This window comes from Arthrobacter sp. KUASC02 (genome assembly GCF_059739395.1).
Genome location: NZ_AP046053.1, coordinates 319504 through 342763, shown reverse-complemented (window position 1 = coordinate 342763; position 23260 = coordinate 319504). Strand labels below are relative to the sequence as shown.

The 23260-nt window shown below is 66.9% G+C and carries 20 protein-coding genes; 5 read left to right on the top strand and 15 right to left on the bottom strand.

Translation table 11 applies throughout. From position 1 onward, the window contains the following. Positions 1 to 39: 39 nt before the first annotated feature. The 8 genes from AC6JAC_RS01525 to AC6JAC_RS01490 all read right to left on the bottom strand — a co-directional run bounded on the left by AC6JAC_RS01525 (position 40) and on the right by AC6JAC_RS01490 (position 10359). Positions 40 to 1131 (bottom strand): glycoside hydrolase family 130 protein, encoded by a 1092-nt coding sequence (locus AC6JAC_RS01525; protein ID WP_028270985.1) that lies wholly within the window; start codon positions 1129 to 1131, stop codon positions 40 to 42. A 3-nt stretch (positions 1132 to 1134) separates the two neighbouring features. Beyond that, a complete protein-coding gene (locus tag AC6JAC_RS01520) occupies positions 1135 to 2091 on the bottom strand; it encodes a carbohydrate ABC transporter permease (protein ID WP_497963169.1) in 957 nt (318 codons plus the stop codon). Position 2092: 1 nt separating this feature from the next. Next, positions 2093 to 3103, bottom strand: coding sequence for a carbohydrate ABC transporter permease (locus AC6JAC_RS01515; RefSeq protein ID WP_497963167.1), 1011 nt, complete (start codon positions 3101 to 3103; stop codon positions 2093 to 2095). A gap of 13 nt (positions 3104 to 3116) precedes the next feature. Continuing rightward, entirely contained in the window at positions 3117 to 4418 is a 1302-nt protein-coding gene (locus AC6JAC_RS01510) for an extracellular solute-binding protein (RefSeq protein ID WP_028270988.1), read from the bottom strand. Positions 4419 to 4522: 104 nt separating this feature from the next. Then, complete coding sequence (locus tag AC6JAC_RS01505; protein WP_347898597.1) at positions 4523 to 5542, bottom strand: LacI family DNA-binding transcriptional regulator; 1020 nt, start codon at positions 5540 to 5542, stop codon at positions 4523 to 4525. A 252-nt stretch (positions 5543 to 5794) separates the two neighbouring features. Continuing rightward, complete coding sequence (locus tag AC6JAC_RS01500; RefSeq protein WP_028270989.1) at positions 5795 to 6784, bottom strand: LLM class flavin-dependent oxidoreductase; 990 nt, start codon at positions 6782 to 6784, stop codon at positions 5795 to 5797. A gap of 240 nt (positions 6785 to 7024) precedes the next feature. After that, positions 7025 to 9238 (bottom strand): PxKF domain-containing protein, encoded by a 2214-nt coding sequence (locus AC6JAC_RS01495; protein ID WP_028270990.1) that lies wholly within the window; start codon positions 9236 to 9238, stop codon positions 7025 to 7027. Positions 9239 to 9552: 314 nt separating this feature from the next. Next, positions 9553 to 10359, bottom strand: coding sequence for a glycoside hydrolase family 25 domain-containing protein (locus tag AC6JAC_RS01490; RefSeq protein ID WP_028270991.1), 807 nt, complete (start codon positions 10357 to 10359; stop codon positions 9553 to 9555). Positions 10360 to 10467: 108 nt separating this feature from the next. Here AC6JAC_RS01490 and AC6JAC_RS01485 point away from each other — a divergent pair, with 108 nt between their 5' ends. From AC6JAC_RS01485 to AC6JAC_RS01470, 4 genes are all read left to right on the top strand, one after another. Next, the gene (locus AC6JAC_RS01485) at positions 10468 to 11169 is read left to right on the top strand and encodes a type 1 glutamine amidotransferase domain-containing protein (RefSeq protein WP_028270992.1); all 702 of its coding nucleotides are present in this window, start codon (positions 10468 to 10470) and stop codon (positions 11167 to 11169) included. 181 nt (positions 11170 to 11350) lie between these two features. Further along, the gene (locus AC6JAC_RS01480; RefSeq protein ID WP_028270993.1) at positions 11351 to 12331 is read left to right on the top strand and encodes an ABC transporter substrate-binding protein; all 981 of its coding nucleotides are present in this window, start codon (positions 11351 to 11353) and stop codon (positions 12329 to 12331) included. Positions 12332 to 12422: 91 nt separating this feature from the next. Then, on the top strand, positions 12423 to 12902 hold the full coding sequence (locus tag AC6JAC_RS01475) for a helix-turn-helix transcriptional regulator (RefSeq protein ID WP_028270994.1): 480 nt from the start codon (positions 12423 to 12425) through the stop codon (positions 12900 to 12902). 9 nt (positions 12903 to 12911) lie between these two features. Further along, complete coding sequence (locus AC6JAC_RS01470; RefSeq protein ID WP_028270995.1) at positions 12912 to 13322, top strand: VOC family protein; 411 nt, start codon at positions 12912 to 12914, stop codon at positions 13320 to 13322. Between the two features lie 191 nt (positions 13323 to 13513). On the opposite strand, the gene AC6JAC_RS01465 is transcribed toward AC6JAC_RS01470, so the two are convergent. The 7 genes from AC6JAC_RS01465 to AC6JAC_RS01435 are packed head-to-tail and all read right to left on the bottom strand — an operon-like array spanning position 13514 to position 20947. Then, positions 13514 to 14893: an NtaA/DmoA family FMN-dependent monooxygenase gene (locus tag AC6JAC_RS01465; RefSeq protein ID WP_028270996.1), complete on the bottom strand. Its 1380-nt coding sequence runs from the start codon at positions 14891 to 14893 to the stop codon at positions 13514 to 13516. Positions 14894 to 14902: 9 nt separating this feature from the next. Continuing rightward, on the bottom strand, positions 14903 to 16009 hold the full coding sequence (locus tag AC6JAC_RS01460) for an LLM class flavin-dependent oxidoreductase (protein ID WP_497963162.1): 1107 nt from the start codon (positions 16007 to 16009) through the stop codon (positions 14903 to 14905). Next, positions 16009 to 16842, bottom strand: a complete 834-nt coding sequence (locus AC6JAC_RS01455; RefSeq protein WP_497963160.1) for a DUF1684 domain-containing protein — start codon at positions 16840 to 16842, stop codon at positions 16009 to 16011. The genes AC6JAC_RS01460 and AC6JAC_RS01455 overlap by 1 nt, the downstream gene beginning before the upstream one ends. After that, on the bottom strand, positions 16820 to 17986 hold the full coding sequence (locus tag AC6JAC_RS01450) for an LLM class flavin-dependent oxidoreductase (protein ID WP_497963158.1): 1167 nt from the start codon (positions 17984 to 17986) through the stop codon (positions 16820 to 16822). The genes AC6JAC_RS01455 and AC6JAC_RS01450 overlap by 23 nt, the downstream gene beginning before the upstream one ends. Then, entirely contained in the window at positions 17983 to 19032 is a 1050-nt protein-coding gene (locus AC6JAC_RS01445) for a transporter substrate-binding domain-containing protein (RefSeq protein ID WP_497963156.1), read from the bottom strand. Before AC6JAC_RS01445 ends, AC6JAC_RS01450 begins: the two co-directional genes overlap by 4 nt. Positions 19033 to 19043: 11 nt before the next feature. Then, a complete protein-coding gene (locus tag AC6JAC_RS01440) occupies positions 19044 to 19886 on the bottom strand; it encodes an amino acid ABC transporter ATP-binding protein (RefSeq protein WP_347899713.1) in 843 nt (280 codons plus the stop codon). Next, positions 19883 to 20947, bottom strand: a complete 1065-nt coding sequence (locus AC6JAC_RS01435) for an amino acid ABC transporter permease (protein WP_028271002.1) — start codon at positions 20945 to 20947, stop codon at positions 19883 to 19885. The genes AC6JAC_RS01440 and AC6JAC_RS01435 overlap by 4 nt, the downstream gene beginning before the upstream one ends. A gap of 268 nt (positions 20948 to 21215) precedes the next feature. Here AC6JAC_RS01435 and AC6JAC_RS01430 point away from each other — a divergent pair, with 268 nt between their 5' ends. After that, complete coding sequence (locus AC6JAC_RS01430; RefSeq protein WP_497963154.1) at positions 21216 to 23168, top strand: FAD/NAD(P)-binding protein; 1953 nt, start codon at positions 21216 to 21218, stop codon at positions 23166 to 23168. The last annotated feature ends 92 nt before the right edge of the window (positions 23169 to 23260 follow it).

Below are 23260 nucleotides of genomic sequence, written 5' to 3'. Positions count from 1 at the left end.
GGCGGGCACTGCGGGGACTGGGCGCGGGCTGGCCTGGTCCTAGGTGGCCGGAACGCGGTCCAGCCTGGCCACGCCGATCTTCGAGTCAGCCATGCCGTAGAACACGAACAGCTGGCCGTCCACTTCCTCGATGGCGGTGGGGAACACCACGTTAGGCACGATGCCGGAGATCTCGTCTTCGGTTTCCGGTGCCAGCAGCGGCTTGTCGCTCCGGGCAATGACCTTGGAGGGGTCATTGGCGTCCAGGATCATGGCGGCCGCGGTGTAGTTGACCTTCTGCTGGTGGTCGAAGGCGGACTTCTCCAGCGCGCCGGCCACACCGTGGTGGATCAGCAGCCATCCTTCGTCGACGCGGATCGGCGCCGGTCCGCCGCCGATCTTGAGTTCCTCGAACGGGAACTCGCTGAGGGCCACGAGGGTGTGCTTGCCCATGTGGACCAGGTTGCGGATGTCCTTTTCCACATCCTCCACGGCAACGTAGGAGATCCAGATGCCGGGGCGGTTGTCCGTGACGCCGGCGGGCAGGTGCTCGCCTTCGCCTTCGCGGATCCAGCCAAGGTCCCACATGGGGCGGTGCAGCATGGCGTAGGAGGGAACGCCGTCGGGGTCGTTCACCGGCTCCGGGAAGAACACGGCGTCCTTGTTCGGGAAGAGGTTCAGGTCCATGGAGAGCTCGGCCTTGTATTCGAAGAAGCACGGGCCCAGGCGTTCCCAGCTGCGAAGGTCTTCCGAGTGCGCGAACGCCAGGCGCGGACCCAGCGGTCCGTAGGCGACGTAGGTCATCAGGTGCTTGCCGAGGCTCGGGACCCAGGTGGTGCGGGGGTCCTCGGTGCCGGCGTTGTTCATGCCGCGTTCCCAGCCCTCGTCGGGGGCGAGTACCACGCCCTGGCGTTCCACTCCGGTGGGAACGCCGTCTTCGATGACAACCTTGGCCAGGCCCACGCGGGACACATTGCCCTTGGCCACCAGGCGCGGAAGCAGGTAGAGCTCGCCGTCCGGACCGCGGCCGCTGGCGGGGTTGAGGACGCCTTCCGCCTCGAAGTCGTTGCCCTCTTCGGGGGACATGATGACCCCGGCGCGGGTGAGGGTGAAGGGAACGGTGGGGAGTGCAGAAGTGTGGGGGGAAGTCATTGATTAGCCCTTTACGCTTGATCCGATATTGGTGGAGATGAATTGGCGCTGGAAGAAAATGAACAGCGCGATGGCTGGTGCCGCGAGGACGCAGGCGCCGGCGAGGATTGCCCCGAACGGGTTGGAGGCCGTGGCGGCAACGTTGGAAATGTAGTTGGCGAGGGACACCGCGAGCGGCTGGATGGCCGCGTCCTTGGTGACCAGGAACGGCCACAGGAACTCGTTCCACGGCCCGATGAACGTCAGCAGGACCGCTGTGACAATCGCCGGCCGGACCAGCGGGATGGCAATCTGCCACAGGATCCGCAGTTCGGAGGCGCCGTCGATCCTGGCGGCCTCAAACAGCGTGGACGGAAGCTGCATGAAGTACTGGCGGAATACGAACACCGCGGTGGAGTTGATGGCGAACGGCAGGATCATGCCGATGTAGCTGTCCGCCAGGCCGTAGTCCCGGACGATCATCACGTACAGCGGGATGAGCAGCAGCTGGAACGGAATCATCTGCACCAGCAGCATCATGCCGAACACGAAGCCCTTGCCGCGGAAGTGCATCTGCGCCAGGGCGTAGCCCACCAGGAGGCCGAAGACCACGGTGAACAGGATGACGCCCCCGGTGAAGATCCCGGAGTTGACCAGGCCCTTCAGCAGATTGATGGAACCGTTGATGTTCGCATAGTTCTCACCGGTGAGGTTGGCCGGATTGGGGAACGCACCCGCCACCGAAGTGTCCGGGGACGTCTGCAGCGAGCCGATGAACATGTAGTAGAAGGGGAAGAGGAACACGAAGGCGCCCACGGCGAGCAGTATGAAACTGCCGACGCCAAGGTTCCTGCGCTTTTCCACAGTGGAACCTCCGCGGGTGGAACCTCCACGGCCGGAAGGAAAGGCACCCGGCTGCCCGGCGTCGTCGTTCTTTTCGTTGTCGTTGTTGGCGGCGGTTGCCGCGTCGATGACCGACATGTCAGTCCTCCTTTCCGCCTACGAGGCGTTTCTGGATCAGGGCGATCAGCAGGACGCCGATCACCAGGACGACGCCCAGCGCGGCGGCCACATCGGGGTTTCCCTGCAGGATGCCCTTCTGGTACATCAGGAACACCGGCGAGGTCGATGCGCCGTCGGGTCCGCCGCCGCCGGTGAGCAGGTAGGGCTCGGTGAAGAGGTTGGCGCCGGTGATGGTGGCGAGCAGCGTGACCAGAACGCTGGCCGACCGCACGCCGGGAACCGTGATGTTCCAGAACTGGACCCACTTGTTCCCGCCGTCCACCGAGGCGGATTCGTAGAGCTCGTCCGGGATGTTCTGCAGTGCGGCCAGGTACAGCAGGATGAAGAACCCCAGCTGTTTCCAGGTCACGTACAGCGCCACCGTGGGCATGGCCAGCCAGGAGTTGGTCAGCCATGACGGGTTCGGGGCCAGCGGCCCCAGCAGCGCATTCACCAGTCCGTTCTGCTGGAACAGGAACAGCCAGACGCCGACGACGGCGACGCTCGCCGTGACGTACGGGACGTAGTAGCTCACCCGGAAGAAAGTCCGCAGCCTGGTCACGCGGTTGAGGGCGTTGGCCAGGACCAGGGACAGTCCCACGGTCAGCGGGACGTTGATGACCAGGAATACGCCGATGTTGGCGAAGGAACGCTGGACGGCGGGATCGGACAGGACGGTGATGTAGTTGTCCAGGCCGACGAACGGCCGGTCCACCTTGACCCGGGGGGCCGTGAAGAAGAAGTCGTGGAAGGAAATGTAGACGGCGTAGCCCAGCGGGTAGGCGAGGACGGCCAGGACGTAGATGACGTACGGGGCGCTGAACAGCAGCCCCAGCGGCTGGCGCCCCAGGAAGTTCTTGCGTTTCCTGGGGGCCAGCCGCTGGTCGGCCGTTCGCCCAACCGGCATTCCCGTAGCGACGGTGCCCGGTGCGGGGCTGCCCGCTGCAGGACTGCCCGCTTCGGGGCCGCCGTCAGAAGAGCGGAGTGACATTGGGGATCACCCGTTACTTCTGGGCTGCCAGTTGGTTGATCTTGTCCGCTGCGCCCTTGAAAGCCGAGTCAATGCTTTCGTTGCCGAAGATCACTGACTTGGCGTAGGCGGTGCGGAAGGTCTGCCAGACCTCGACCGAGTTGGGCACGTTGGGCACCTCGACGGTGCGGCCGGCCTGCTCGGCGAACTGGGTGTAGAGCGGGTTCTTGGTGAAGTAGTCGGCGTAGGCCGTGGTCAGGTCCTTGCGCATGGGCATCTGGCCCGTCTCGGACAGGAGCTTGCCGTCCTGCTCCTGGCTGGTGGCGAACTTCATGACCTCCCACGCCGTTCCCTGGTTCTCGCAGGCGGAGTACATGGCCACGTTCTTGGCGTCCGAGAAGGTGGACGTATCGGCCTTGGCCTGGGCGGCGGGCACCGGCACGGCACCCCAGTTGATCTTGTCCTTGTAAGCGGCAATGGCCCAGGGACCGGCCATGGCCATGGCGGCCTTGCCTTCGCCGAACGCGTCACCCTGGAAGGCCTCCTTGGACGCCAGGTTCTCCTTGTAGAGCGTTTCGAACATGGTGGCGACCTGCTTGCCCTCCTCGCTGTCGAAGGTGGCTTTGCTGTCCTTCAGGAGCGGGGTGCCGTCGGTGTTGGCAGCGTAGAACGGGTAGAAGTCGAACCATGACTGGAAGAAGTCGCTTGCCGGGGACGGCCACACCGCGTTGGCCGTAGCGCCGGACTTCACCAGCGTCCGGGCGGTTTCAAGGAGCTCTTCGTGGGAGCCCAGCTTGGGGTTTTCGGCGTCCAGTCCGGCCTTGGCGAACATGTCCTTGTTGTAGAACAGGACCACGGGGTTGGACTTCCACGGCAGCTGGTACATCTTGCCGTCCGTGGACTTGTACTGGTCCGCCAGGTCTCCGGTGCGGTCCTTGATGTACTGCGCGCCGTCGGGGAAGGTGTCCAGCGCAACAAGCCCGCCCTGCTTCTGGAACTGCGGAACTGCGACTGGGGCGGTGTTGAAGACCAGGCACGGGGCGTTGCCTGCCGTGATGGCTGCGCCGATGACTTCCTCGGAGCTCTTGCCGGCCGGGATTTCCTGGGCATCGATCTTCTGGTCCGGGTGCGCGGCGTTCCAGGATTCCACCATGGACTTGCCCCACTTCACCTCGAACTCGTTGTTGGAGTACCAGATCTTGATGGGGCCCTTGGCGGCCGTGGCCGAATCGGCGGAGCTGGCTCCCCCTCCCCCGCCGCAGGCTGCGAGGCCTGCGCCCATGATGGTCAGGGCGGCCACGGACAATACGCGCGTGGCTGTTGAAAAGCGCTTCATTGCGACTCCTATTTAGGGGAAACAGAGGGTTGGGGGCGTGTCTGGGTGCTGTGGGGCTTGCTGGGTACAGGTGTAGTGCGGTGGGACCGGGCGTTTGGGGCGGCTTAGCCTGCGGGTGCCGGGCCGGTGGACGCCCTGACCAGGAGGGTCGGAGCCTGGAGGACGGTGTCTTCGCCGTCGTGGCTGTTGCTGAGCTGGTTGAGGAGCACCTGGGCGGCAACGCGGCCCCAGAGCATGGGCTCTGTGGCCACCGTGGTGAGGGGCGGATTCAGGTATTGCGTGAAGTCGGCGTTGTCATAGCCGGTGACGGACAGGTCACCGGGCACACTGAGCCCCTGCGTTTGCGCGTAGTACTGGCCGGCGGTCGCCATCAGGTCGTTGGCGTAGACGATTGCCGTGGGCTTGTCGGTGCGCCGGAGCAGCTCGGCGGTGGCGGCCATGCCGCCCGCTGCAGTGAAATCGGCGGCTTCGAAGAGGTCTGCGGGCAGGCCGGCAGTGGCGAGTGCGCTTTCCCAGGCCTGGCGGCGGCTGCGGCCGTGGATGTATTCCTGCCCGCCGCCAACGTGCGCAATCCGGGTATGGCCCAGGGCCACAAGGTGTTCAACGGCCGCGGTGATCCCGGCGCAGTCATCCATCGAGACGGCAGGGAACGGTGAATCGGAGTCGGGGCGGTTCAGGGTGACGGCGGGGAGCTTGAGTTCCTGCAGCAGCGGGATGCGGGAATCGTCGTGGCGGACATCGGTGAGGAGGAAGCCGTCCACGCGGCCGTTCTCGGCCAGCTTGCGGTAGCACCGTTCCTCCGCCCCGGCACCTGTGGCGACGCTGAGCACCAGCGTGTAGTCGTGTTCTGACAGGGCGGTTTCGATGCCCGCGATGAACGCCGGAAAGAAGGGGTCCGTTCCGAGCAGGGACGGGTCCCGGGCAACGACCAGGCCCAATGCGAACGCTTTGGCGGAGGAGAGGCCCTTGGCCCGGAGGCTGGGCTTCCAGCCGAGCTCCTTGGCCGCCTGCAGGATCCGTTCCCGGGTTCCCGCGCTGACTCCCGGCTGCCCGTTGAGGGCATACGAGACAGCACCCTTGCTGACGCCTGCCGCGTGGGCGACGTCGCTGATGGTGACTGCCATGGTCCTGCCTTCTGTGGATCGGCGGCCCAGTGATACAACTCACTGAACCGGTTCAGTGATCTCTACTAAACCGGTTCAGTTGGGAGTTGTCAAGGGGAGCGCTCAGAGGAGGCAGTGCCCGACGGCGTTGCCCGCGTCCCGTCCCCGCGTCACGCAGGGCTCACTTTAGGAGCACGACGGCGGTGCCCGCCGCGGGATTCCAGGGGAACCCGCCGTCGGACATTCCGAAAGGGTGCGTGGCGTGACGCGCGGTCAGGCGCGGACGAGTCCCGCGGCCTTCGCGAGGAGTTCCACGGACCGCAGGCGGGCCTCGGTTCCGTTGCTCTGGTGGGCCACGATCAGCTCATCCGCGTCCGCGTGGGCGGTGAACTGGTCCAGGTAATCCATCACGACGTCCGGCGTGCCGACCGCCGAGTACTTCATCATCTGGGCCACGTGCTGGCCCTGCGGCGAGTCGAGGATCATGTCCGCTTCGTCGTCCGTGAACACCCTGCCGTTGCCGAAGAACAGGGACACGCGGGCGTGCTTGGTGGCCTGGAACATCTCCTGCGCCTCGGAGGCGGAATCGGCCGCGATCACATTGACGCCCGCAATCACGTGCGGGGCGTCCAGCTGGGCGGAGGGCTTGAATTCCCGGCGGTAGATGGCCACGGCGTCCTGCAGGGCGGCGGGCGCAAAGTGCGATGCGAAGGCGTAGGGCAATCCGAGCTGCGCCGCCAGCCGGGCCCCGAAAAGTGAGGACCCCAGGATGTACAGCGGCACGTTGGTGCCCTTGCCCGGCGTCGCCTCGACGCCCTGGATGCGTGTGGGGCCGGTGAGGTAGCCCTGCAGTTCCAGGACGTCCTGCGGGAAGCTGTCCGCGGACATCGTATCGCGGCGGAGCGCGCGCATGGTGTTCTGGTCGCTGCCGGGCGCACGGCCCAGGCCGAGGTCGATGCGCCCCGGGTGCAGGGTCTCCAGCGTGCCGAACTGCTCGGCGATGGTCAGCGGGGAGTGGTTGGGCAGCATCACACCGCCGGCGCCAAGCCTGATACTGCTCGTGTGGGCGGCGATGTGGGCGATCAGCACACTCGTGGCCGAGGACGCAATGGAAGACATGTTGTGGTGCTCCGCGTACCAGACCCGGCGGTAGCCCAGTTCTTCCGCCCGCTGCGCCATGGCCACGCTGCCGGCGAAGCTCTCGGCCGCCGTCTGGCCCTTCGCAATGGTGGCCAGGTCAAGGATGGAAAGCGGAACAGTCACGGAGGAGCCGGCCTTTCGTAGCGGAGCGTTGCGGTCACTGCTCCGGTGGCGGAACAGGCACACTGGCGACAACGACGGCGGCACCCGGGTTATTTCTGCAGGTCACCGTGGCGCCGGACACGCGGGAGCGGTATTGCCGGGCGCGCGGAAGCGGCGGTGCCGGACAAACGGGAGCGGGGCCACCGTTTCCGGCAGCCCCGCCCCGTTTTAGCTCACTTGTGCTATGTGATTCTGCGGCGCCTACTTCAGCTTGAAGTTGGCGTCGATGCGGGAGCCGTCTGCCGCGACCATCGACAGCTGGAAGCAGGCGCCGGGGAGGTTCGGCGTCTTCCAGTTGTAGATGTACTGGCCGCCCGTCGAGTCATACCGCAGGGAGGTGTTCCCGGTGGAGGTGATCTCGACTCCGTCCTGGGCCGCCAGCAGGTTGCAGGTCATCTGCCTGATTCCCATCGTCACGACGCCGGTGTCCGTCAGTTCCCTTGAGCCGGCGAACAGTTCGAACTTGGCGGGTACGGTGCTGCCGGCCTTCACGGTGTTGGTGACGCCACCCATGTCGATGGGCTGGTAGAAGCCCTTGGTCTCCCAGGCCATGACCGTGTATTTGTGCGTCGTTGTGGAGGTACGGCCCGCATTGTCGGTGGCCGTGGCCGTCAACGTGTGGGGACCAACCAGCGTGCTGTAGCCGGTCACCTTGCAGCCGGCCGCGCCGGAGCCTCCGTCCGTGGCGGTGCAGGTGGGCTCGGCACCGACGGAACCGAAGTACGCATCCCCCGGAACGGAGTCAAACGTGGCCACCGGATCGGTCAGGTCCACCTTGAAGGAGTCGCTGGTCGCGGCGCCCGCGGGGGTGGTGTTGTCCGCGTCATCCGTGAAGGCCGGGCTGGTCAGGACCAGGCCAGTACCTTCCCCGGTGGAGACAGCCTCCTTGACCGCGGATGCCGGACCTGACAGCTCATCCGTGCCGGTGAAAGTGGCCGTGACCGGGCCGGTGTACCAGTCGTTCAGGCCCTTAGTGCCGTTGAGACCGGTGAATGCAACTGAGGGCGCCGTGAGGTCGATCTTGTAGCTCACGGATGGCGTTCCGGCCTCGGAGGCGTTGCCGGCAACGTCCTCGAAGGCCGGGCTGCCAACGACGACGGCCGAGCCCTCGCCGACGGACGTTGCGGTCTGGGTGGCTGCTGCCGGACCGGAGACTGAGTCGGTCCCGGTGAACGTTGCAGTGACCGGGGCGTTGTACCAGCCCTTGGCATTGGGCGCACGGTCGGCTTGAGTGTAGGCAACTGACGGGGCCGTCCAGTCGATATTGAACCGCTGGATGACCGCACCGAGCGCCGAGGGGTTGCCTGCCGTGTCGCTGAACACCGGGCTCCTCACCTCCAGGTCTTCTCCCTCCGCACCGTCGGCTGTGGTTGCGGTCGCAGTTTGCGACGCGGGACCTGACGTTACGTCAGTGGCCGTAAACGTTGCCGTGACGGGGCCCCTGAACCAGCCGTTGTTGCCGGCCAGGCCTTCGGCTCCCGTGTAGCTGACGTCGGGCGCTTTAGCGTCCAGGCCGAGTGGAACGGTTGCCATGGAGGCGGTGCCGCCGGCGCTGGTTGCGGAGCAGGTATAGGCGATCTTCACCTGGTCCGCTGAAATGTTCCGCTGCCCGCAGCCTTCAGTGGTCAGAGAACTCGGGGAATCCGCATCGGTGACGGTCCAGGTGAGGATTAGCGGCGAGGTAAACCACTCGCTGAGGCCGTTGGGGGTTCCCGGGTCCAAGGTGTAGCTGATCTGCGGGCCGCTGGGGTCCACGATGTTGTAGGTCACGGATCCGCTGGCCTTGAGTCCGCCGCCGTCCGTGTAGCTGCAGCTCGCTGTCTGCGCGCCGATGCCGTCCGTTGCGTAGGCGCCAGTGATGCCGCTGAGGGTTGCAGGGAACGTGCTGTTGCCGTCTTCGGCGTCCACGATATCGCAGGTGGCCGCCGGGACGGCTCCCTTGTCGTAGGACGCACCGGTGCTGACTCCGCCTACCGTGAGGGTCGGTGCAGTGTTGGCCGGGGCCGGAGCTGCCACGTTGACGGTGAACGTCGCGGGAGCAAGGTTGAAGGTTCCGCCGGTCGTGTTGGTGGTCTGGCGCGCGGTGACCGTGGCGGTGCCGCCGGCCACCGGGGTGATGGTCAGCGTCTTGGTTTCGCCACAGCTTCCGAACGTCACGGAGGCGGGGCTGACGGTTGCTACCGACGTGTCGCTCGATGCGAGACTCAGGGTGAGTACGGTGCTGCCGGTCAGGTTGCAGCCGTTCTTGCCCGGATCGTTCGTCGGATCAACGGCCAACGTGGTGGTTCCCGCAGCCCCGCCTACGTTCAACGGCATGGTTTCGGCCACGGCGTCAATGCTCGCATCGAGGGTGTTAAAGACATCGTCCGCCTGCGCCACACCGGCCCCGGCAAGGAGCAGTCCGCCCGCAGTCACCGCGGCCAGGAATTTCCGGCCGGCACGCCCCGCAGACCAGGCGAACCCCGGGCCCGTTCCCCGTCTCTGCCTGGTTCCCCGCTCGGGACCCCTTCGATCTGATGTGTTCACTGCAGCGCCTCCCATCGCAACAATGCGGCCGTCATTGGCCGCAAATGTAGTCCCGATGTTAGGGGCGGGCGCTCAGAAAAACACCAGTACATTCCACTCGACTTTGGGTGTTTCTATACCTGTTTTTTATACGCAGTACTCACTTTTTTACTCAGGCCGACTTGCGTTGACTTAGTGCGCTTTTGTAACACAGCAAGCAGTAGTTACTTGCAGGCGTAGTTGTAGTCGAGGCCGCCGGAGACGTACTGGGTCACTGCCACCGTGCTGCCCGGAGTAAGCCCTGCCAGGGAGCAGTTCGACTTGGCCCCATTGAGGGTTCTGGCGCCGGCGAGCCAGCTCGGAAGTCCCGCCAGATTGCTGGTGGACGGAACCGCCCCGGCAATTTTGCTCCACTGCGAGCCGGTGGAATAGAGCCCGACGTCGGCACCGATGCTTTCGAAGTAGGCGGTCATCCCTTCCAGGTCAGCCCGGTTCGCGGTCGTGTCGCTCTGCCAACTGTTCCCTGTCTCCACATCCAGCCACCAGAAATAGTTCTGCGGGCCATCCACGCCGCGCAGCTTGGCGTCGTCGTACGCTTTCGCATAGCCGTACACATAGGCGCAGGCGGCGTCGTTCTTGCCCGTGCACTGCCCGTACGAGCTGGTCACGGTGGTTCCCATGTACTCATTGGACGTCGGCCACCAGGAACCGGCCAGCCCGGGGTTGGCTGTATTCACGTACAGGGCCACGCGCGGCTGCGCCGTCAGCTGCTTCTGGGACACCGCGCCCTCGGCCCAGTCCAGCTGTTCCTGGAAGCAGGGATTGGTGGTGTTGGCCAGCCCGTTGTTGACGCCCACGATCGCGAAGGCGAGTCCGGAGGGAAGGGTCTTGCCGCACTGCGGCCACGAGACATCAATGCCCACAGGATCAGACGGACGCGGCGGGCCCGCCATGGCCGGACCACCGCCCATCAGCGCCAAGCCAAACGCAGTGGCAACGGACAGAACCATCTTCATCATTGATGCGGCCATACCCAAGGTTATATACCAAGCGGCCCCGGGCAGGAATACTCAGCATGCTTATCGGGTTGCCGCCCTTGTGAGCCGTCCCGGACGGGCCGGCCGGACAGGAGCAATATCATGGCAAACATTCTGATGGTGGTATCCGCAGCTGACTCCCTCACCATGCGGGACGGCACCAAACACCCCACCGGCTACTGGGCGGAGGAGCTGGTGGTCTCACACCAGACCCTGCTCGACGCCGGCCACACCGTGCACATCGCAACACCCGCCGGCGCCAGGCCCACCGTTGACGAGGTGAGCCTCGCCCCGGAGTCGGCCGGCGGCCAGGACCGTGCAGACGGCTTCCGCGCCTACCTCGCCGCCATCGACGGTGAGCTGTCCGCACCGCTGGTGCTCGCCGACGTCGACCCCTCCGCATATGACGCCGTGGTGATGCCGGGCGGCCACGGGCCCATGGCGGACCTTTACAAGGACGCCGACCTCGGCCGCATCCTGGCTGAGGCGGACCGGGCCGGCAAGGTGATCGCGCCGTTCTGCCACGGCCCTGCGGGCCTCCTCAGCGCCGTTGACGACGACGGGACGTTCGTTTTTGCGGGGCGCCGCCTCACCGTATTCACGGATGAGGAGGAACTCAACGGCGGCACCGGCCCCAACACGCCGTGGTTCGTGGAGGACGTGCTGAAGGACAAGGGCGCCATCGTGGAAAACGGAGCCGCCTGGAGTTCCAACGTGGTCCGCGACCGCAACCTGATCACCGGGCAGAACCCGCAGTCCAGCGAGGACGTGGCCAAGGAGGTCATCAAGGCCCTCGCCGCCTAGTCGACGGTCGCCCAGACCCGGCCGCGGCGTCACGGCAGCGGGTTCCGTGACGCCAGCGAACGCCGGATTAACCACGATTACCCCTTGTATCGAAGGGTTTCAAGGCGCTTTGACCGGGTTTTCGCGCTGACGGATAGTTGCTGGCACAAGCACCGAATCCGCACACTTCCAAGGGGAACCCATGGCCCGTTTTTCACTCAAACCCGCCGCCACCGCAGCGCTGGCCGCCACCACGTTGCTGGGGCTCGCGGCCTGCTCTGACCCCGGGGCTTCTGCGGCGTCGGGCTCCGCCCCGGCGACGTCGTCCACGGGCATCAAACAGTTCAACCTCTCACCGGAGCAGGACCGTGTGAAGGCTGAAGTGGATCCGGCGGCCGCGGCTTTGGTCCCGGAAGCAATCAAGAAGGACGGCAAGCTGACGGTGGCCGTCAGCCCGTTCGCGGCACCGTTGGCCGTCTACGCCACGGACAACAAGACGCCGGTGGGCAATGAGGTGGATATCGCCGTCGCACTGGCCCAGACGCTGGGACTGGAGGCTGACATCGTTCCCACCGCCTGGGCCGACTGGCCCCTCGGCGTCGAGTCCGGCAAGTACGAGGCCGTGCTGTCCAACGTCACGGTGACCGAGGAGCGGAAGCTCAAGTTCGATTTCGCCAGCTACCGCGACGACAAGCTCGGCTTCTACGCGAAAAGCGACAGCTCCGTCACCAAGGTGGAGTCCGCGCCGGACGTTGCCGGCAAACGCGTGATTGTGGGTTCCGGAACCAACCAGGAGTCCATCCTGCTGCGCTGGGACGAGGAGAACAAGAAGAACGGCCTGCCCGCGGTGGAGTTCCAGTATTACGACGACGACTCCGCCTCCTCGCTCGCCCTCCAGTCCGGACGGGCGGACCTGACGTTCGGGCCGAACGCGACGGCGGCATTCAAGGCGGCTTCCGATGCAAAGACCAAGCTGGTTGGCCTGGTGGACGGCGGCTGGCCGCTGAAGGCAAGCATCGCGGCCACCACCAAGAAGGGCAACGGTTTCGCCGCCGCAGCACAGGCGGGCCTGAACCACCTGATCGAAGACGGCAGCTACGCCAAGATTCTGGACCGCTGGGGCCTCAGTTCGGAGGCCGTGCAGAAGTCCGAGCTGAACCCGGCGGGGCTGCCCAAAAAGTAGTCCGGCTTTCGACGCAAATGTGCAGGGCGGCCGGCGGCTGCCCTGCACATTTGCGTGGCGAAACCCCCGCAGTGCGGCGTACGCTCATGACATGACCCCGCAAGAGCTGGCCAACCTGGCGCACCTGCGCCGGGCGCGGGACCTGATCGACAGGGACTTCGCCCGCGCCTTGGACGTGCCCACCATGGCGAGCAAGGCCCTGATGTCACCGGCGCACTTCTCTCGGCAGTTCCGGGCCGCCTACGGCGAGACCCCCTACAGCTACCTGATGACCCGCCGGATCGAGCGGGCCATGGCGTTGCTCCGCGGCGGCATGAGCGTGACCGATGCCTGCATGGCGGTGGGCTGTACGTCGCTGGGATCCTTCAGCTCACGCTTCACGGAACTAGTGGGGGAACCGCCCAGCGCCTACCGGCTCCGGGAACACAGCGCGGTGGAGGCGATGCCGGGCTGCGTTGCACGGATCAGGACACGGCCAGCGAGGCAGCCTGCCAAGCCTGCAGGTCCCGGGAATGCAGCCGGTGCCCAAGTGAGCAGGATTCGAGAAGCGGCCCTGACGCCCGCGGAATAGCTTTGTGGCATGAACATTTCACTCCAGTACTGCAACATCACCGTCAATGACACCGAGAAGGCCCTCGCTTTCTACCGGGATGCCCTGGGCCTCGAACTGCGCAACGACGTGGCCTCCGGGGGATTCCACTGGATCACCCTCGGCAGCGCCGCCCAGCCGGGCCTTGAGATCGTGCTCTCCGAGCCGCATGCGGGCCGCTCCCAGGAGGACGGGGACATGATGCAGGAGCTCCTCACCAAGGGAGTCCTCCCCATGCTCGTGTTCCGTACCGACGACCTGGACGCCACGTTCGAGAAGGTCCGGGCGTCCGGTGCCGAGGTCATGCAGGAGCCGATCGACCAGCCGTGGGGGCCGCGCGACTGCGCCTTCCGGGACCCCTCCGGGAACATGGTCCGCATCGCGCAGGCTCCGAAGGACTGATTCCTCCGGCGCAGGCCATCACAACAAAGAATCCCCGCCGGACGTCGTCCGGCGGGGATTCCTTTGATGGGCGAGCCCGGGTCCTCTAGAGGTACTGCTGCCAGATAGTCAGCTGCAGCTTCACCGTATCCGCGGCGGACTCCCGGTCAGCATCTCCCACTTCCGTGCCGGACACGTCGCCGCCCATCGGCTCAGACCCTCGCTTCCAAAGGCGCAGATTCCGTGGGGGCGGATGCCGAAGCACGCTCCGGCGTGGCCAGCCCCAGGTTCTCCCGCAGCGTGCTGCCGGCATACTCCGTGGGGTAGACGCCGCGTTCCTGCAGTGCGGGCACCAGGTGGTTTACGATGTCGTCCAGGCCCGTGGGAATCAGCCACGGCGAGATGTTGAAGCCGTCCACGGCGCCGGTGCGGGCGTGCTCCACCAGCCGGTCGGCCACCTCGGCGTAGGAGCCGTTGAAGGTGGCGTCCACGCGGCTGGTCTTGGCAGAGACGAACTGGCGGATGGACAGCCCCTTCTCCTTGGCTTCGGCCCGCCACTGGTCGGCCAGCTGCCGCGCCTTGGCCCCGTGGAAGCCGCTGCCGCGGGTCTCGGAGGTTTCCTCCACCACCGGGTCAATCTCCGGCAGCGGCCCGTCCGGATCATATTCGCCCAGTTCGCGTCCCCAGAACTGTTCCAGGTAAGCGATGGCCTGCTGCGGGCCGATCTGGAGGCTGCGGACCCAGGCTTTCTTGTCCCGGGCCTCCTCCGGCGTTGCGGCAAGGATGAACTCGCTGGCCGGCATGATCTTGACGTCGTTTGCTCCGCGTCCTGCGTCCAGCGTCCGCTCCACGATGTCGCGCCGGAAGTCCAGGGCGTCGTCGAGCTTGGGGTGGGCGGAGAAAATGACGTCGGCCTGGCGGGCGGCGAAGTTTCTGCCCTCCGGAGAGTCGCCGGCCTGGAACAGCACGGGCCGGTACTGCGCGCTGCGCGGCAGGCGAGGGGTCACGTCCACGGTGTAGTGCTGCCCTTCGTGAAGCACGCGCTGCCACTGCCCGGTGGCCGGATCATGCGAATCCCAGATCCGTTTGGCCGTCTCCACGAATGCCTCGGCGTGCGTGTACCGGTCAGCGTGGTCCAGGTACCCGCCGCGGCGGAAGTTGGCACCGGTCCAGGCGTTGTCCGTGGTGACGATGTTCCATGCGGCGCGTCCGCCGGAGAGAAGGTCCAGCGAGGACAGCCTGTGCGCCAGGTCCGCCGGATCGTTGTAAGTGGTGTTCTGCGTGGCAACGAGTCCGATGTTGGAGGTCACCGCGGCCAGGGCGGCGAGCATGGCCTGGGCGTCCGGGCGTCCGGCGACGTCCAGTTCATGCGGACGGCCCAGGTGCTCACGGAGGCGGAGCCCCTCACCCAGGAAGAAGGCGGCAAACAGTCCCCGCTCCGCCGTCTGGGCGATGCGGCGGAACGATTCGAAGTCCGTCTGCGAGCCGGACTCGGCGGCCTTCCAGATGGTCCCTGAGTTCACGCCCTGGAAGAAGATGCCGAACTGGAGCTTCCCGCTCGGCTGGTATTTAGCACGGCTGTGCTGTGTCATGGTTTTCCCCTAGTTTCCGACGGCGGTTGCGGCGTAGCGGCTGGCTGGTCGTTCGAGGCCCAGCAGGTCCCTGAAGGTCCCGTCCTGCGGCACCGGGGCGAGCACTCCCCTGCGCCGGAGTTCAGGCAGCACCAGCCGGGACAGTTCCTCGAAGTCGACGTCGAACCTGGCCGGATGCAACCGGACTCCGTCCGCCACTTCCAGTACTTCGGTCAGCAGGTCTGCCAGTTCGGCCGCGGACCCGGCGAAGCGTGCCCGCCTGGCACCGTCAGTCCCTCCGCTGCCAGGCTTGCCGATGGCCGATTCGTCCCCGAGCCGCTGGGCGGCGCCCTGCCCCCGGGCCTCCAGGACGACGTCGAGCTCCACCACGACGGCGGGCGATCCGCCGCCCAGCCGTTCCCGCACGTCGCGGATCTCCTCCGCGAGGAGCTCCGCCGTCGGGGCCGAGACCAGGACTGCATCCACCGCGGAGGGCTCAACCAGGCCGGCGCCCACGAGGGACGCCGGCACGAGCACCGGCAGCTGTCCCTGCAGGGGACGGGGGATGATGGACGGACCCTTGACCGAGTAGCCGGGACCGTCGAAGTCCACGTAGTGCAGCTTTCCGGCGTCGAGGTAGCGGCCGCTGGCGACGTCGCGGATCACGGCGCCGTCTTCCCAGGAGTCCCAGAGCCTGCGGCTGACCTCGATGGATGCCGCGGCCTCCTGCGCCAGGCCGTCACCGGCAACGTAGGAGCGCCCGACGGCGGCGGCCGCCGCGGGATCGTCTTCAGCGGTGGCGATCCAGCCGGCACGGCCGCCGCTGACGTAGTCCAGGCTGGCCAGCTGGGTGGAGGCATGGAAGGGCTCGGTGTAGGCCGTATCCACTTCCGGGATCAGGACGAGGGAGCGGGTCAGCGGCCCGGCGAAGGCGGCGCGCTGCAGCGCGTTCAGCCGTCCTTCCGCCGGGGAATCCTTGAAGGTCACGGCGTGGAAACCGGCGGATTCGGCGGCCAGCACGGCGGCGGCGAGCGCCGTAGCACCCCCGGCTGTGTCGCCGTCGGCCGCGCGCGCCACGCCGTCGAGTTCCAGCGCCAGGAAGCCCCAGCCACCGGCAGTCTTGTTGGTGTTTCCCATCATGCGTCCTGACGTTCGGTGGGGGTCTGCTCTCCGGCTTCGACCGCTACCGGCAGCCGGTTCTCGGCGGGCGGCAGCGGGCACGTGGCAAGGTCGGTGTAGGCGCACGGCAGGTTCACGGCCCGGTTGAAGTCCAGGCGGACCGTGCCGTCCGGTCCGGGTGCCGCGACCGTTAGCGACCGGTTGGCCGCGTAGGTGGTCTTGCCGGACGTTTCATCCGTGAACAGCACGGACAGGCTGCCCGGAGCGTGGCCGTTGAAAGCCGTCAGGGCAAGATCGCGCCCGCCCAGCCGGAACCTGACCTGGCCGGGGGCTTCGTAGACGTGCTGGATGCCCTCGACGGCGGCGCCCACGGTGGTGGCACGCGGCTCGTCGAACGGGACGAACGTTCCTTCCACCGCGAAGGCCGGGTCCGGTTCGTACGCAGGCGTGCCCTGGTACTCGCGGAGCAGCGGGTTCTCCGGGTGGCGCGGCCTGACAATGTATTCGCCGCCGCGTTTGGCGAGTTCGACGACGGTGTCCCCCGCAGCGAGGTTGACGCCGCCGCGTTCCGCGCTGGGTCCGAACAGCACGGTGGCGCCGCCGCCGTCGGCGTTTAGTTCCCTGCCGTCCTGCTGCAGGGTCTCGCCTTCCGCCAAAACCAGGCGGACGGCGTCGTTCTCCACATTCCAGGTGCCGGGAACGCCGTCGAGCCGCGCGGGCTCGGAACCCAGCCAGTGCAGGTGCGTGACGGCCAGGAAGCCGTGGGGGTCGGCGCGGTGCCGCTCATGGGCGGCGTGCCACTCGGCCCAGGCCGTGGCGAACGGAGTTTCAGTGTGCGTAGACGTGGGCATGATCGCTCCTGTAGTTGTCGTGGTCGGCGGCGACGGTGGCGGCGGCGTCCGGTTCGGTGGCCCCGGCAGACTCCGGACGGCCGCCGAAGGGATCCGGTGATTCCCACAGGTTCGTGGGCGCCGCCGCCCGGACTTTGGGGATGACCTCCAGGGCGAACCGCTCCAGGATCTCCAACTGCTGCTCAAACGGCAGCGTGGTGGGCAGCGAGATGGACTGGAGGTCGTGGTCGTACAGCTGGTGGTAGCTGAGGATCTTGTCCACCACCTGCTCCGGGCTGCCCACCAGGGCGGGCCCTTCAGCCACCGCGTGGTCGATGTCGCGGAACGGCGAGTTGTTCCCCGGCACATTCCGGCCGGCGGTCAGTGCCTCGTACACGGGGCCGAACTGCTTCTTGGCCTCCTGCGTGGTGTCCGAGATGAACACCCCGCCGGCGCCGCTGCCCGATCCGAGGAACTGGTGCCGCGGATCGTGCCCGTGGCGTTCGTACTCTTCGCGGTAGTGATCGATCAGCACCTGGTAGTTTTCCCGCGGTTGGATGGCGTTGGCGGTGAACAGCGGATCGCCCCACTTTGCCGCGAGCGCCGCGGAGGTCAGGGTGGTGGCTGAGCCGTGCCACACCCGGGGTGCGCCGGCGAACGGCCGCGGTGTGGTGGTGGTCGGCTCAGTCAGTGCCGGGCGGAATCTGCCGGACCAGATGACGTTCTCCTCGCTCCAGAGGCGCCGGAGCAGCCCGTATTTTTCGGCCAGGAGGTCCCACTGGTCATCGAGGTCCAAGCCGAAGAGCGGGTACTGCAGTACCTCGTTGCCCTTGCCGATCACGAGTTCCAGCCGGCCGCGGCTGAGCTGGTCGATCGTGGCGTAGTCCTCCGCAACGCGCACCGGGTCCAGGACGGAGAGGACGGTCACCCCGCTTTGCAGCCGGATCCGGCTGGTCACAGCGGCGATGGCGGCCAGCACGGTGGTGGGCGACGACGAGATGAACTCCCCGGCGTGCCGTTCCCCCACGGAGAAGCTGTCGTAGCCGAGCTCCTCGGCGCGCTGCGCGGTCCGGACCACCTGGTTGAGCCGGTCAGCCGTGGAGACGATCGCCCCGGTGAGCGGGTTCTTCAGGTGCGGAATGATGTCGAGGACCTGGAACTTCACTGTGTTTTCCCTGCAGGCGCAGCCCCGAAGTTGGCTTCAGTGACGGTCTTGGATTCAGGCAGTGCTTCCTCGGAGAGGCCCCAGCGTTCCAGGACCTTGCCGTAGGAGCCGTCCTTGATGGCGGAGTTCAGCGCCTCGGTGATGACCGGTGCCAGCCCGTTGCCCTTGAGCGAGGTGGCAGCCACCAGGGTTTCGGACGGCCAGCCGGCGTTGACCTTGCCCACGATCTTCAGGTCGTCCCGGGTGTTCTCGCGGTACGCAGTGGACGGGTAGGGCGCGATGTTCAGGTCGGTGCGGCCCGAGGACAGCGCCAGGATGGTGTCGGCGTCGGAAGAGTAGTACTGCAGCACTGCCGGCGCTTTGCCCTTGCCCTCGAGTTCCTTGTTCCAGGCCAGCAGGATCTTCTCCTGGTTGGTGCCGGAGCCCACGGAAACCTTCAGGCCGGAGATGTCGTCTGCGCCCTTGATGTCGTACGAGGAGCTCTTTTTCGCCTCGAAGCCCATGTAGGCGGCCCGGTAGCTGGCGAAGTCGAACAGCTTCACGCGGGCGGCGTTGATGCCCACATTGGAGAACACGGCCTCGAAGTCGCCGGACTGGGTCTTCAGCGGCCAGTTCTCCCACGACGTGACCTGGATGTCGAGCTCCAGGCCCAGCTTGTCCGCCACCAGCTGGGCGATGTCCAGTTCGGAGCCGATGGGCGTCTTGTCATCCGTGGCGTGGAAGGACAGCGGGATGGAACCGGCCGTGGTGGCCACGGTGAGCTTGCCGTCCTTGCCGATCAGCTCGGGGACCTTGGCGGCGAGCGCCGTGTCCTTATCGGCCCGGATCCGCTGCTGGTCCGGTGAGGTGTTGTAGACGACGCCGTTGCGTGCCGCCGTCGTCCCCGGATTGCCGGAAACTGCGCCTCCGGAAGCGGCCGCGCCCGGATCGGCGCAGCCGCTCAGCGCCAGGGTGCCGGCAAGGGTCCCGAGAAGGACGACGGCGGGAAGCGCCGCCAGCGTGCGCGTCCGGCCGCTGCTGTTGTGCCGGGAGGTGGAGAGTGCCATGGGGAGGTCCTTTAGATGTTGAAAGCGGGTTCGATCACCTTGGAGAAGAAACTCCGGGTGCGTTCTTCCTGCGGGTTGGTGAAGATGTCATGGGGTGCGCCCTGTTCCACGATCTGCCCCTGGTCCATAAAGACCACGGTGTCCGCCACGTCGCGGGCGAACCCCATTTCGTGGGTGACGATGATCAGCGTTGTGCCGGAGGTGGCGAGCTCCCTGATAACGTCCAGGACCTCGTTCACGAGTTCGGGGTCCAGGGCAGAGGTGGGCTCATCGAAGAGGAGGATCTTGGGGTCCAGTGCCAGGGCCCGGGCGATGGCCACACGCTGCTGCTGGCCGCCGGACAGTTGGCGGGGGTAGGCGCCGGCGCGGTCTTTGAGGCCCACCCGGTCCAGCAGTTCCAGCCCTCGGTCCCTGGCCTCGGCCTTGGTCAGGCGCGGTTTGCCGGAACGCGGCGCCACCACGGGGGCTTCGGTCACGTTCTCCAGCGCCGTGAGGTGCGGGAAGAGGTTGAAGTTCTGGAACACCATGCCGATTTCGGTGCGCTGCTTGAGGATGTCTTTCTCGCGCAGTTCGTGGAGGCGTTTGCCGCGGACCTCGTAGCCCACCAGTTCGCCGTCGATGGCGATGAAGCCGCCGTCCACCTTTTCCAGGTGGTTGATGGTGCGCAGCAGGGTGGACTTTCCGGACCCGGACGGGCCCACGATGACGGCCACTCCGCCCGGTTCAACGGTCAGCGTGATGCCTTTGAGGACTTCGGTGGCGCCGAAGGATTTCCGGACCTTGGTGATTTCCACGAGCCCGCGGGTGGTGTCGGAGGCGGCCGGGTGCTCTGTTGCGGCGGCAGTGGCGGTCATCGGGTGCTCCTTGCTCGGTTGTCGGTGGCAGCGTGGGTGGCGAAGAACCGGCGGGCCTTCTGCAGCGGCGTCAGCGGGAGGGTCCGCACGGCGCCCTTCGAATAGTGCCGTTCGATGTAGTACTGGAAAACGCTGAGCACCGAGGTGATCACCACGTACCAGAGCGTGGCCACGAGGAGCAGCGGCAACACCTGCTGGGTGCGGTTGTAGATGACCTGGACGGTGTAGAACAGCTCCGAGTACGCCAGGACGTACACGATGGAGGTGCCCTTGACCAGGCCGATGATCTCGTTGAAGGCGGTGGGCAGGATGGCCCGCATGGCCTGCGGCAGGACGATCCTGGTGGAGCGCCGCCAGGCCGGAATGCCCAGGGCGGCGGCTGCTTCCAGCTGGCCCTGGTCCACCGAGAGGATGCCGCCGCGGATGATCTCCGCCGAGTAGGCCGCCTGGTTCAGGGTGAGGCCCAGGACTGCAGCCGCGAACTGGCTGATCAGGGTGGTGGTCTGGACTTCGAAGAAGCGGACGTCCGTGAAGGGGATGCCCAGGCTGATTTTCTCGTAGAGGTAGCCCAGGTTGTACCAGAGGAGCATCTGCACCAGGAGCGGGGTGGAGCGGAAGATCCAGGAGAAGGTCCAGGACACCGAGACCAGCAGCGGCGAGGCGGAAAGGCGCATCAGGGCGAGGATGAACCCCAGGATGAACCCCAGGGCTCCGGAGATGGCGGTGAGCTTGAGCGTCTCCACCAGCCCGTTCACCACGGACTGCGCGGTGAACCACTGGGCCACCACGCCCCATTCCCAGCGCGGGTTCGTGGCCAGGGACCACGCCACCGCGGCCACGCCGAGCGCCACGACTGCGGTGCCCACCCAGCGCCACGGGTGGCGGGACGGGACCAGCCGGTAGTCGGCGTAGTCGGTGGCAGGTCCGCGGGACTGCGGGTTCTCGGGTCCCCGGGGTCCGCCCTGCTCCGCGGACGGGCCGGGGTTGGAAACACCTGCGTCAGTTCCGGCGGACGCCGGCCCTGCCGCGGACTGCGCTGCCCGGGTTGCTGTGGAACTCATGCGCCACCTCGCTTCTTGTGTTGCTGGATTGGTTTATCGCGTTCGGATTGCTGCAAATCTAGGGACGCCGGAAAGCGGCAGCAAGGCGGCATGTTGCATTGCTTCACGGAGGTTCTCACGGCGTCATGAGTCGTTTTCTTGCGCGGATTTACGCGCTGTTACGCGGCGTGAACGGCCGTGACCAGAGCCTCGACCGCGGTCTGCCGGGCTGCCTAGCATGAGGCGAAAACCCGGTCCCGGACCACCCCGCCTGAACAGGAGCGCAGCCGTGCCAGCGAACATCCCTACCGTTGCCTTTGTGGGCGGCGGTCCCCGGACGGCCGGCGTCCTGGAACGCCTGGCGGCCAACCGGCCGGAGCTGTTTGCCGGGCCGCTTGCCGTCCATGTCATTGAGCCGCACGTTCCCGGCTCGGGCAGGATCTGGCGCTATGACCAGCACCCCGGCCTGCTGCTCAACTCCGCCGCAGCGGACATCACCATGTTCACCGACGCCTCCGTAACGTGCGAGGGCCCCGCCGCCGACGGCCCCGGGCTCGACGGGTGGGCTGCCGGGGTGCTGGACGGCAGCATCACCGACGTTCCCCCGCTCCCGCCGGAACTGCAACGCCAGCTGCGCGCCCTGACCGGCGCCACGTTTCCCACCCGCCAGCTGCAGAGCCTTTATCTTGAGTGGTTCTTCCGCCGGGCGGTTTCCGCGCTTGGCCCCGATATCGACGTCACTGTCCACCGGGACACCGCGGTCCGGATCGATTCCGACGGCGACAACGGCGCCGGCGGGTACCGTGTCAGGCTCGCCGGCGGCGGGACTGTTGACGCCGACGTCGTGGTTTCCGCCCTTGGCCACACCGATGCGCTGCCGGACGGGGCGTCCGCCGGTTTCGCCCGCTTTGCGGAGCGGCACGGCGGGTTCCACGCGGCACCCAGCTACACCACCGACGTCGACTATTCGGCACTTGCTCCCGGCCAAGACGTGATCGTCTCGGGCATGGGGCTGGCGTTCGTGGACCTGGTGGTCCTGCTGACTGAAGGCCGGGGCGGCCGGTTCGAGGAAACGCCCGACGGCGGCCTGGCGTACGTTGCGTCCGGCGCGGAACCGCGGCTCTGGGCAGGTTCGCGGCGGGGGGTTCCGTACCATTCCAAGATTTCGTCCACCCTCCGGGGCGAGCCGGCAGGTGCGCCGCAGTTCTTTACCGCCGCCGTGGTGCAGGAATTGCTGGCAAAGCACGGGGAGCTGGACTTCCGCGCCCACCTCTGGCCGCTGATCGCCAAGGACGCGGGCTACGGCTACTACCGCGAGCTCTTCACGGGCTACCCGGAACGGGTGGCCCCCGGCTGGGACGAATTTTCGGTCCGTTTCGCCGCGCTGGACTGGTACAGCCCCGAACGCGAACGGCTGGTGCTCGAGTCGGTGCCGGACACGGAGTTCCACCTGGACTTCGAGAAGCTGGACCAGCCGCTGGCCGGACGTAACTTCGCCAGCCACTATGAGGTCCAGGAAGCCGTGGCCGCCTACATCGAGCATGACCTCCGGCTGCGCACCGGCCCCGACCACTCGGAGACGCTGGCCCTGTTCATCGCCCTGCTCAAGGTGTACATGGACCTGGGCCGGCTGGTGCCGCCGGCGCGGTTGAATGCGCGGTCGCAGCGTGAGGTGCACGGCTGGTGGCACGGGTTCTTCAGTTTCGTGGACTCCGGCCCTCCGCCGCAGCGGCTGCGGCAGCTGCTGGCTCTCCACCGGGCTGGGCTGCTGCAGTTCGTTGGGCCAGGGCTGGAAGTCGGCGCCGATGAGGCCTCGGGGCAGTTTGTGGCCGTGTCCGTCCGGGGAGGGGTGCGGGTGTCCGCCAAGGCCTTGATCGAAGCGCGGCTTCCCGCCCCGGCGGTGGCAGGCTCCGCGAATCCGCTGCTGCGGTATCTGCACAGCTCAGGATTCGGCAGCGAGCAGGCGGTTCTTACCGCCGACGGCCTCCATGCAACCGGCCGGCTGCTGGTGTCCGCGGCCAGCGAGCTCGTCAGCCCGGTGGGCGAACCGCAACGCAGGTTGTTCGCCGTCGGGCCCAACACCTCCGGCTGGGGCGCCGGCGCCTTTGCCCGCCCCGGAACCAACGCTGCGCCGTTCCGCGAAAATGATGCGCTGGCACGCCGGATCCTTGGCGTTCTGGCGGAAGATGAAGCATCGGCCGTACCGGCCGTATCGGGAAAGGCTCAGCCATGGAACAACTAACCGTGCCGCCGGCGTCTTTGCAGGCGGCGGCAACATCGTCGGCTCCGGCGCGCGTGGAGGCTCCGGCGCGCGTGCGGGCGTCCGAACTGACG

Bases quoted from the DNA above. Each gene is read 5' to 3' on its own strand.
- AC6JAC_RS01440 (WP_347899713.1), bottom strand. From the start codon at position 19,886: ATGACCGCCACTGCCGCCGCAACAGAGCACCCGGCCGCCTCCGACACC.
- AC6JAC_RS01455 (WP_497963160.1), bottom strand. From the start codon at position 16,842: ATGCCCACGTCTACGCACACTGAAACTCCGTTCGCCACGGCCTGGGCC.
- AC6JAC_RS01435 (WP_028271002.1), bottom strand. From the start codon at position 20,947: ATGAGTTCCACAGCAACCCGGGCAGCGCAGTCCGCGGCAGGGCCGGCG.
- AC6JAC_RS01445 (WP_497963156.1), bottom strand. From the start codon at position 19,032: ATGGCACTCTCCACCTCCCGGCACAACAGCAGCGGCCGGACGCGCACG.
- AC6JAC_RS01505 (WP_347898597.1), bottom strand. From the start codon at position 5,542: ATGGCAGTCACCATCAGCGACGTCGCCCACGCGGCAGGCGTCAGCAAG.
- AC6JAC_RS01515 (WP_497963167.1), bottom strand. From the start codon at position 3,103: ATGTCACTCCGCTCTTCTGACGGCGGCCCCGAAGCGGGCAGTCCTGCA.
- AC6JAC_RS01485 (WP_028270992.1), top strand. From the start codon at position 10,468: ATGGCAAACATTCTGATGGTGGTATCCGCAGCTGACTCCCTCACCATG.
- AC6JAC_RS01510 (WP_028270988.1), bottom strand. From the start codon at position 4,418: ATGAAGCGCTTTTCAACAGCCACGCGCGTATTGTCCGTGGCCGCCCTG.
- AC6JAC_RS01490 (WP_028270991.1), bottom strand. From the start codon at position 10,359: ATGGCCGCATCAATGATGAAGATGGTTCTGTCCGTTGCCACTGCGTTT.
- AC6JAC_RS01475 (WP_028270994.1), top strand. From the start codon at position 12,423: ATGACCCCGCAAGAGCTGGCCAACCTGGCGCACCTGCGCCGGGCGCGG.
- AC6JAC_RS01470 (WP_028270995.1), top strand. From the start codon at position 12,912: ATGAACATTTCACTCCAGTACTGCAACATCACCGTCAATGACACCGAG.
- AC6JAC_RS01460 (WP_497963162.1), bottom strand. From the start codon at position 16,009: ATGGGAAACACCAACAAGACTGCCGGTGGCTGGGGCTTCCTGGCGCTG.
- AC6JAC_RS01525 (WP_028270985.1), bottom strand. From the start codon at position 1,131: ATGACTTCCCCCCACACTTCTGCACTCCCCACCGTTCCCTTCACCCTC.
- AC6JAC_RS01480 (WP_028270993.1), top strand. From the start codon at position 11,351: ATGGCCCGTTTTTCACTCAAACCCGCCGCCACCGCAGCGCTGGCCGCC.
- AC6JAC_RS01465 (WP_028270996.1), bottom strand. From the start codon at position 14,893: ATGACACAGCACAGCCGTGCTAAATACCAGCCGAGCGGGAAGCTCCAG.
- AC6JAC_RS01520 (WP_497963169.1), bottom strand. From the start codon at position 2,091: ATGTCGGTCATCGACGCGGCAACCGCCGCCAACAACGACAACGAAAAG.